Origin of the sequence: Streptomyces sp. NPDC059455 (genome assembly GCF_042750115.1) — a bacterium.
GTDB lineage: Bacteria > Actinomycetota > Actinomycetes > Streptomycetales > Streptomycetaceae > Streptomyces > Streptomyces endocoffeicus.
This window is the reverse complement of sequence record NZ_JBHYVB010000147.1, coordinates 22,715-30,107: the sequence shown is the minus strand read 5'-3', so window position 1 is coordinate 30,107 and position 7,393 is coordinate 22,715. Positions and strand designations below refer to the sequence as shown.

The 7,393-nt window shown below is 70.1% G+C and carries 9 protein-coding genes and 2 pseudogenes; 3 read left to right on the top strand and 8 right to left on the bottom strand.

The features are described 5' to 3' along the window. Positions 1–143: 143 nt before the first annotated feature. From ACFXB5_RS37810 to ACFXB5_RS37800, 3 genes are read right to left on the bottom strand one after another with little or no spacing between them, the layout of a single operon-like run. On the bottom strand, positions 144–434 hold the full coding sequence (locus ACFXB5_RS37810; RefSeq protein WP_385216950.1) for a hypothetical protein: 291 nt from the start codon (positions 432–434) through the stop codon (positions 144–146). Further along, complete coding sequence (locus tag ACFXB5_RS37805; protein WP_385216947.1) at positions 431–802, bottom strand: DUF6247 family protein; 372 nt, start codon at positions 800–802, stop codon at positions 431–433. The genes ACFXB5_RS37810 and ACFXB5_RS37805 overlap by 4 nt, the downstream gene beginning before the upstream one ends. Then, a complete protein-coding gene (locus ACFXB5_RS37800) occupies positions 799–1,110 on the bottom strand; it encodes a hypothetical protein (RefSeq protein WP_385216945.1) in 312 nt (103 codons plus the stop codon). Before ACFXB5_RS37800 ends, ACFXB5_RS37805 begins: the two co-directional genes overlap by 4 nt. 264 nt (positions 1,111–1,374) lie before the next feature. Here ACFXB5_RS37800 and ACFXB5_RS37795 point away from each other — a divergent pair, with 264 nt between their 5' ends. The 3 genes and pseudogenes from ACFXB5_RS37795 to ACFXB5_RS37785 all read left to right on the top strand — a co-directional run bounded on the left by ACFXB5_RS37795 (position 1,375) and on the right by ACFXB5_RS37785 (position 2,579). Then, positions 1,375–1,791 carry a helix-turn-helix domain-containing protein gene (locus tag ACFXB5_RS37795; RefSeq protein ID WP_385216942.1) on the top strand — a complete coding sequence of 139 codons (417 nt, stop codon included), beginning with the start codon at positions 1,375–1,377 and terminating at the stop codon, positions 1,789–1,791. Then, positions 1,752–2,246, top strand: a pseudogene (locus tag ACFXB5_RS37790) (integrase core domain-containing protein); the annotation flags it as partial. The gene ACFXB5_RS37795 and the pseudogene ACFXB5_RS37790, both read left to right, overlap by 40 nt. 129 nt (positions 2,247–2,375) lie before the next feature. Further along, entirely contained in the window at positions 2,376–2,579 is a 204-nt protein-coding gene (locus ACFXB5_RS37785) for a hypothetical protein (RefSeq protein ID WP_385216956.1), read from the top strand. A gap of 254 nt (positions 2,580–2,833) precedes the next feature. Here the strand turns inward: ACFXB5_RS37785 and ACFXB5_RS37780 are convergent. From ACFXB5_RS37780 to ACFXB5_RS37760, 5 genes and pseudogenes are all read right to left on the bottom strand, one after another. After that, a pseudogene (locus ACFXB5_RS37780) lies at positions 2,834–3,460 on the bottom strand (leucine zipper domain-containing protein); the annotation flags it as partial. Between the two features lie 116 nt (positions 3,461–3,576). Continuing rightward, positions 3,577–4,497, bottom strand: coding sequence for a sugar phosphate isomerase/epimerase family protein (locus ACFXB5_RS37775; RefSeq protein WP_385216939.1), 921 nt, complete (start codon positions 4,495–4,497; stop codon positions 3,577–3,579). Beyond that, positions 4,494–5,789, bottom strand: coding sequence for a Gfo/Idh/MocA family protein (locus tag ACFXB5_RS37770; RefSeq protein ID WP_385216936.1), 1,296 nt, complete (start codon positions 5,787–5,789; stop codon positions 4,494–4,496). The genes ACFXB5_RS37775 and ACFXB5_RS37770 overlap by 4 nt, the downstream gene beginning before the upstream one ends. Continuing rightward, entirely contained in the window at positions 5,786–6,787 is a 1,002-nt protein-coding gene (locus ACFXB5_RS37765; RefSeq protein ID WP_385216933.1) for a sugar phosphate isomerase/epimerase family protein, read from the bottom strand. The genes ACFXB5_RS37770 and ACFXB5_RS37765 overlap by 4 nt, the downstream gene beginning before the upstream one ends. Then, the gene (locus ACFXB5_RS37760) at positions 6,784–7,392 is read right to left on the bottom strand and encodes a nucleoside deaminase (RefSeq protein ID WP_385216931.1); all 609 of its coding nucleotides are present in this window, start codon (positions 7,390–7,392) and stop codon (positions 6,784–6,786) included. The genes ACFXB5_RS37765 and ACFXB5_RS37760 overlap by 4 nt, the downstream gene beginning before the upstream one ends. Between the last annotated feature and the right edge of the window lies 1 nt (position 7,393).

Genomic DNA, 7,393 nt, shown 5'->3' with positions numbered 1-7,393 from the left:
GCGCGCCCCAACCCCCCCCCCCGCGCGCCCGGCGCCGCCACCCCCCCCCTGTCTGGGCCGGGCGCCCCCCCCCCCCCCCCCCCCCCCCGCCCCCCCCCTTCATCTCGTTGGGCCGGGCTGATGAGTTACGGCGCTTGGAGGGGCTACAGGTCCGCGAACGGCGGGCAGATGTACGTGATGGCGATCAGCTGTAAGCGGGGCAGCGGCAGCGCCAGCATGAAACCGTCCTCAAGGAGGGGAAGGCGCCGTACGCCGCCGACGCCCCCTGGACGCGGGCCTTCTCCGATGTCCGTGACGTCGATCCCCATCTCGGCCAGGTCGATGAGCTGTCCGGCGAGCCTCTCCACTTCAGCGACGACGCGTTCAGGCAGTCCCTTCGCCACGTGCTCGAAGCCGGGCTCGTACTCCCACCGCCATCCACTCTCGCCGGTCACCCACCAGCCCGCCGGTCGATACCCTCCTCGTCCGCCGCCTCGGTCTGGATGGCGGACACCTCGGCGGCGATTGCGCGGGCCTCCGTCAGGTCCTCCACTTGAGCGGCGCGTGCCTCCAGCTCGCGCAGGCGTGCTGCGCGGGCGGGGTGGCGCTCGATCGCCACGGTCAACGCCCACTGTCGCAGGAACCGTCGCATCGGCGCCGCGTCCACCTGCTCACGAGCGGCCGTCATCGCCTTCGTCCGGTCGGCGTCGAATGCGGCCACCTGGCTCGGCGCGATCCGCACCAATGCAGCACGCAGCTCCTCCGCGGTCGCCTTGGGCTGCGGGATCAGGGGGCCGTGTCCGTCGGCTGCTGCCTCGCTCATGCTACCTCGCTCCGTGTCGTGCTCACCGGGGCCGCGACGATCCGCGGCTCGGTACGCCCCGTGCGCAGCCCAACGATCTGCGCCTGGTTACGGTCCATCTTCTGGCCGAGCTCTTCGAGGCCGCCGTTCAGCGGGTCGACCTTGTGGTCAAGATTCCCGGCCTTCTGGTCGAGGTTCCCGATCTGGAGACGCACCGCGGTCAGGTCGCTCTTGATGATCCCGAACTCGCGGTCGTTCTTCTCCGTGGCCTCTTCGAAACGCCGGGTCAAAGCGGACAGCTCGCCGTGGGCTATGGGGTCCTCGGGCACGCGGGGCACTCCTGCCAGATCATGGAAACGAGCAGATATCAGGCGATCCATAATATCGCGCTCACCGGGCGCCGGCCCCGCCCCTGCACCACGCCGGGTCGCCATCGGGGCGGCTCCGTAGGATAGTGCCCGGATGCGCAACTGGCCCCCTCGGCATGGCGTCGAGGGGGCCGGTGTGTTGGTGGCGGGGACAGTGTGCTCGCTCAGGACATCGGAATGGGGTGTCTCAAGACATCGGCACGACCTCGGGGGCAGGGTCTGGCGATGTCGAAGAGGCGTCTGGTGATCACTGCTGTCGTCGTAGAGGACCGTACCCAGGGCGAGGTCGCGCGGGCCTACGGAGTGTCGCAGGGCTGGGTCAGCCATCTGGTGGCCCGCTACCGAGCCGAGGGCCAGGCGGCATTCGAGCCGCGCTCGAGGCGGCCCAAGACCTCACCCACCGCGCTCGCCCCGGACACGGTCGACCTGATCGTCCGCATCCGCAAGGAGCTGACCGAACAGGGCCCGGACGCCGGGCCGGAGACGATCGCGTGGCATCTTCAGCACCATCACCATCCGCGCGTGCCGCGGGCCACGACCGGCCGCCATCTGACCGCCCACGGCCTGGCCGTTCCCGCGCCCGGGAAGCGGCCCCGCTCGTCCTGTATCCGCTTCCAGACCGAGCTGCCCAACAAGACCTGACAGGCGGACTTCACCCACCACCGCCCCGCCGACAAGGCCGGCACCGACACCCAGATCCTGACCTGGCTGGACGACCGCTCCCGCTACGCCCCGCACGTGACCTGCTGGCCACGGGCGACCGGCCCGATCATCCTCGACACCTTCCGCCAAGCCGTCGCCACACACGGCATCCCGGCCTCCACCCCCACCGACAACCGCATGGTGTTCACCACCCGCCCCTCCGGCGGCCGCGGCGGCCGCAACGCCCTGGAACACGAACTGCGCCGCCTGCACATCACCCAGAAGAACTCCGCCCCAACCACCCCACCACCTGCGGAAAAGCCGAACGCTTCCAACAAACGACGAAGAACTGGCTCCGCGCACAGCCCGACCAGCCCACCACCCTCCCCCAGCTGCAAACCCTCATCGACCGCTTCACCCACGCCTACAACCACCAGCGACCCCACCGCTCCCTGCCCCACCGGACCACCCCCGCCACCGTCTACACCACCCGGCCCAAGGCCCTGCCCGCCCACAGCCGCGACGCCGACCCCCACACCCGCATCCGCATCCGCATCCGCCACGACCGCATCAACAAATCCAGCATGGTCACCCTCCGCCCGGCCGGACCCCTCCACCACATCGGCGTCGGACGAACCCACGCCGGAACCCACATGATCATGCTGGTCAACGACCTCGACATCCGGATCGTCAACGCCGTCACCGGCGAACTCCTCCGCGACCTGACCATCGACCCCAGCCGCGACTACCAGCCAACCGGCCGCTCACCCGGCCCACAACGACGATGACCCCGAACCCAATCATGGGTTCGGGGTCATTCCGACGTCCTGCGACATCACAATCACCCCTTGGCAGGATTCGAACCTGCGACACCCGCTTTAGGAGTTTTCTCTGGGCTGGGCTGTGACCTGCAGAAATAGCGACTGCAGCATGTCTGGCCCGGGGAAACACTCCTCCGCGGTTCTCACGTCTTCACGGTGCTTCCCGTCCCCGTGCGTGCCGAATACATGCCGGTGGATGCTGTCCGACGAGGGCACGGGTTGAAGAACGCCTGGGCCCGGGTCCAGAAGGCGGTCGCGGTCTCCTTCTTCTCGTCGGTGAGGATCTCGCTGCAGGCCAAGCGGGAGTGGTCGTCGACGGCGGTGTGAAGGTAGCTGTAGCCGGCGTTCTGGCGGTTCTTGCGGCCTGCCTGCCGGCCCAGGGCCTTGTGGCCGGCCGCCGTCGGGGATGTTGCCGAGCTTCTTGATGTCCGCGTGCACCAGTTCGCCGGGCCGTTCGCGTTCGTAGCGGCGTATGACCCGGCCGGTGGCGCGGTCCAGGTGCGTGAGGCGGGCGAGGCCGAAGCGGGTCAGTACCCGGTGCACGGTCGAGGGCACCAGGCGAGCAGATGCGCTATGCGGGCCGGGCCCCACCGACGTGCGAGGCGGACCTTGATGATCCGGCGTTCTGTACGGGTCGGAATCCGGCGGGGGCTGGAGTGCGGCCGGGAGGATCGGTCGGACATCCCGGCCTCGCCGAGTTGCCGATAACGGTCGGCCCACCGCTGGGCCGTGGTCGTGGAGACCTGGAAACGTTCGGCGGCCCGCCGCAGCGTCCAGCCGTCCTCCACGACACAGCGGGCCAGGCGCAGACGGCCTGTCTCGGTCAGGAGTGCATTACGGTGGGGCACGAGAGCCTCTCTGGTCGCCGGTGCAGATATCGCAATCCACACCAGGCAGAAGGCCGTCACACGTTTCAAGATCCCTCAGCCGAGACCTGCGGCGCCAACCACCGTGGACAGAACAGCTAGGGCTCGACGAGCGGGCTCAGCGTCCGGTGCGCGATCCTGAGTCCCTGCTTCACCTTCTCAGGGGTGCCGCCCCACACCGGGTCCTCGTGTTCGACGGAGACCGTGCCGGTATAGCCCAGATCGTGGAAGCGGTCGATGACATGGCGCCAGTCGACTTCCCCCAGACCGGGTACGCGGTAGCGCCACCAGCCCGTCGCCCAGGGGTCGCCACCCTTGTCGACGATGCCGAAAAAGCCGTAGCGGTTGCGCTTTCCCGGGAACAGCTCCACATCCTTGGCCTGGGTGTGGACGATCCGGTCGAGGTACGGCTCGATGGTCTCAAGGGGGTCGATGCCGATCCATGTCAGGTGCGAGGGATCCCAGTTGAGGTAGAAGCCCAGGCCGAACATCCACTCCCACAGCTCGGGCGAGTAGGCGAGGTTCCCGGGGTATCCGTCGGGATGCCAGCCCTCCATCACACAGTTCTCGATGACGATCTTCACGCCACGCTCGCCCGCGTACTCCACCAGCTCGGGCAGCACCTTCTCGCCCTCGCGCAGGTTCTCCAGCACGCTCAGGCGCGGGTCGCGGCCGATGAACGTACCGACCGAGTCCACGCCGAGGCGGGCCGCCGTGTCGATGGCGTGCTTGAGGTGGGTGCGGATCGACTCGCGGGTCGCCGGGTCCGGGTGCAGGTTGTTCTCGTAGTACGCGAGTGAGCTGATCGTCAGTCCGGTGCGGTCGAGGAGTTCACGGGTGCGCTGCTCGTCGGCGTCCGTGAAACCGGCGACCGGCAGGTGCGAGGCCTCGAAGTCGCGGCCACCCGTACTCGGCCACACCGCCACCTCAAGGGCCTGGTAGCCCTCTGCCACGGTCCAGTCGGCGATCTCGTCCAGGGGCAGGCCGGGCAGGCAGGCCGTCAGGAATCCCAGCTTCATCGCAGGCGTTCTCCGTGTTCGTCGGTCGGGTCATCGGCGGGTGCGTCGGCGGGTGTTGCATCGTCGACGGGTGTCCATGTGCGCCGCGCCGCCGAGGCCATGACCGCGTCGACCAGGCGGGCCGAGCGCAGCCCGTCCCGTACTGTCGGCAGACCCTCGGGGTGACTGCCGCGGACGGCCGCGTAGGTGTCCTTGACGAAGTTCTCGAAACACTCCGGGTAACCCTGCGGGTGCCCCGCCGGTACGACCGAGAGGCGGGCGGCGTCGGGCGAGTTGACGGATGGGTCGCGCACCAGCGTCTCGGTCCGGTCCGGACGGCCCAGCCACAGGGACTCGGGGAGCTCCTGGTCGAAGACGGCACTGGCGTGCGCCCCGTCGAGCTCAAACCACAGCCGGTTCTTCCGGCCCGCCGACACCTGGGAGACCGTCACCGACACCAGGACCCCCTCGGTCGTACGGCCGACGACCGCGAGGGCGTCCTCCGTCGTGACCGTGACGCGGGCCGCGTCGCAGGGGGCCCCGTTGCCGAACGTCGGGCCGCCCACGCGGGGCCGGTCGGCCACCGTCGTGGTCGTCTCGGCGAGCAGTTCGGCGACCCGGACCCCGGCCACCCATTCGACCAGGTCGAACCAGTGCGACCCGATGTCGGCGAACGCCCGCGAGGCGCCGCCGGCCGCCGGATCCACCCGCCAGCTGGTGCTCTCGGGGGACAGCAGCCAGTCCTGGAGGTATGACCCGTGCAGGAGCTGCCAGGCGCCGAATCCGTCGGCCGCGACACGGGCCCGCAACTCGCGGACCATGGGGTGGTAGCGGTAGACGAACGGCACGGTGACGATCCGGCCCGCCGACTCGGCCGTATCCACGAGGAGTCGGGCATCGGCCGCGGTCGTCGCGACGGGTTTCTCACACACGACGTGCTTGCCAGCCCGCAGGGCGGCGACCGCCTGACCGACGTGCAGGTGATTGGGGGTGCAGACGTGGACGACGTCGATCGTGTCGTCGCTCAGGACGGCATCGAGGTCCGGGTAGCCGACATCGACCTGCCAGCGCTCGGCCGCCGCGAGGCTGCGCTTGGCCGTGGAGGACAGGACGCCGACGACCTCGGCCCCGCTCGCGCGTGCGCTGCGCAGATGGACGTCGCCGATCATGCCCGCGCCGAGGACGGCGACGCGCAGGCGCGCGGTGCGCCGCGCCCGGCCGGCCGCGATCGCCGTCACGGGTACGGGTGCGGACCGGGCGGGGGCGCCGTCGGTGGAGGGGGCGTGCGGGGAGTGCCCAGTGGGAACCGTCATACCTGGCCCTGCTTTCGATGCGCGCGGCCTGCGCCGACCGCCGGCCGTGTCCGGGCCCCCTCCACAACGGCCCTTCCCGCCCGCAGAGCGGCAACGGGATCAGCCGCCTGGTCCAGCTCGACGAGGACGGTGTCGGCGCCAGGCGTACGGGACATCGCGTCGGCCCACGCTCTCCAGTCCACGATGCCGGTGCCCAGTTCGGCCATGTAGGGCTGTTGCTGGGCGAAGACCGTCTCGTCGATGGTGAGTTCGACGTCGATCGGCTTGACGGCGTCCTTCCAGTGCGCGAGCGCGATGCGCTGGGAGTGACGGCGCGCGACGGCGACGGGGTCGCCTCCGCCGAGCGCGATGTGGCAGGCGTCGGGGCACAGCCACACGTAGCGCGGATCGGTCAGGGCCATGAACAGGTCGATATCCCTCTCGTACCAGAGGGTGCTGTTGGACTCCGTGTGGAAGGCGAGCTTCACGCCGTACTGGGAAACGGCCTCGCCGACCACGTGGGCGATGTCGGCCATCCGGGTCATGTACGCGGCGTCCACGAAGAAGGGCGGAGGCGTCCCGAACGTCGTCCGCATCGGCAGTCCGGCGACGAGCAGTTCCGCCCCCACCTCGGCGAGGAAGGCGGCGCGTCGCTCGGCGTCGGCGACGATCGCGGGCAGGTTGCCGCCCTGCCGCCAGTCGGGGGCGTCGCTGCCGGCGACGAACGCGCTCACCACGGACAGGCCGCGGGCCGCCAGCTCGCTGCGGAAGGAGGCCGCGCTGCCGAAGGCGCGCAGAGCCGAGTCGATGTCGCCTGGTGCGAAGGTCAGCTCCAGGCCGGTGACGCCGACCTCCGCCAGCGCGTCCATCACTCGTTCCCAGAAGGGGCGGGGATGGTCGCGGGCCCAGTCGCGCAGGGCGTCGGCGGAGTCCAGTCCCCAGAAGTCCGGGTGGTAGAAGGTGATGACGTCGGTCGCGAAACGCGGTGCCGGCGGTGTCAGCGGATCCAGCGGTGTCATGCGGCGCCTCCACGGGCGTTGTAGACGGTGACGCCGTCGGCGTCGACGGCGTCCCGGTAGCCGCGGAACACGGCGAGCGCCTCGTCCCGCAGCACATCCCGTACGACCTTGATGCCGCGTGCCTCGAACTGCTCTGCCCAGTCCGCGCCGAGCGGGCCCTCGTCGAAGGTCGTGATCTCCTCCAGGTCCGGCCCCTCACCCGCGACCACGAGACCACGCACCCCGGACCACATCGTCGCGCCGTAACACTGCACGCACGGACGCCAGTTGACGACCAGCTCGTGCGCCGGCACGCCCTCGCCGCCGAGGTCCCAGCCGCCGGTCGCCGTCTGGGCGAGGCCCAGCGCGACGACCTCGGCGTGCGCGCTGGAGACACCGGAGGCGAGTACGACGTTCACGCCGACCGAGATGATCCGGCCGGTGTCCTGCTCAGCGACGAGTGCCGCGAACGGACCTCCGTTGCCCTCACGCCAGTTGCGGTCGGCGAGGCGGTGCACGAGGCGCATCCGGCCCTCGCGGTCGGGGATGACGGCCGGCACGTCGGCGAGTTCGTCGTCGATCCACGCGGGCAGCGCCACGCGGTATTCCTTCGGAATGTCGATCACG

Bases quoted from the DNA above. Each gene is read 5' to 3' on its own strand.
- ACFXB5_RS37805 (WP_385216947.1), bottom strand. From the start codon at position 802: ATGAGCGAGGCAGCAGCCGACGGACACGGCCCCCTGATCCCGCAGCCC.
- ACFXB5_RS37765 (WP_385216933.1), bottom strand. From the start codon at position 6,787: ATGACACCGCTGGATCCGCTGACACCGCCGGCACCGCGTTTCGCGACC.
- ACFXB5_RS37795 (WP_385216942.1), top strand. From the start codon at position 1,375: ATGTCGAAGAGGCGTCTGGTGATCACTGCTGTCGTCGTAGAGGACCGT.
- ACFXB5_RS37770 (WP_385216936.1), bottom strand. From the start codon at position 5,789: ATGACGGTTCCCACTGGGCACTCCCCGCACGCCCCCTCCACCGACGGC.
- ACFXB5_RS37775 (WP_385216939.1), bottom strand. From the start codon at position 4,497: ATGAAGCTGGGATTCCTGACGGCCTGCCTGCCCGGCCTGCCCCTGGAC.
- ACFXB5_RS37785 (WP_385216956.1), top strand. From the start codon at position 2,376: ATGGTCACCCTCCGCCCGGCCGGACCCCTCCACCACATCGGCGTCGGA.